The 635-nt window shown below is 58.1% G+C and carries 1 rRNA gene; it reads left to right on the top strand.

The features are described from left to right. Positions 1–635 (top strand): 23S ribosomal RNA (locus CU044_RS18015); the annotation flags it as partial.

Raw genomic sequence — 635 nt, 5'->3', positions numbered from 1 at the left:
CTGTGATGGGTAGGGGAGCGTCGTGTGCCGGGTGAAGCCTCCGCGGAAGCGAGGGGTGGACGGTTCACGAGTGAGAATGCAGGCATGAGTAGCGATACACACGTGAGAAACGTGTGCGCCGATTGACTAAGGGTTCCTGGGTCAAGCTGATCTGCCCAGGGTAAGTCGGGACCTAAGGCGAGGCCGACAGGCGTAGTCGATGGACAACCGGTTGATATTCCGGTACCCGCTTTGAAACGCCCAGTATCGAATCAGACGATGCTAAGCCCGTGAAGCCGTTCCGGACCCTTCGGGGAATGGAAAGTGGTGGAGCCGGTGACCCGGATCTGTAGTAGGTAAGCGATGGGGTGACGCAGGAAGGTAGTCCAGCCCGGGCGGTGGTTGTCCCGGGGTAAGGGTGTAGGGCGTTGTGCAGGTAAATCCGTGCAACATGTGCCTGAGACCTGATGCCGAGCCGATTGTGGTGAAGTGGATGATCCTATGCTGTCGAGAAAAGCCTCTAGCGAGTTTCATGGCGGCCCGTACCCTAAACCGACTCAGGTGGTCAGGTAGAGAATACCGAGGCGTTCGGGTGAACTATGGTTAAGGAACTCGGCAAAATGCCCCCGTAACTTCGGGAGAAGGGGGGCCACACT

It is taken from the genome of Streptomyces sp. L-9-10 (genome assembly GCF_004151105.1).
Lineage (GTDB): Bacteria > Actinomycetota > Actinomycetes > Streptomycetales > Streptomycetaceae > Streptomyces.
Note: the sequence above shows the minus strand (reverse complement) of the source record. Positions and strands in the feature narration are given on the sequence as shown.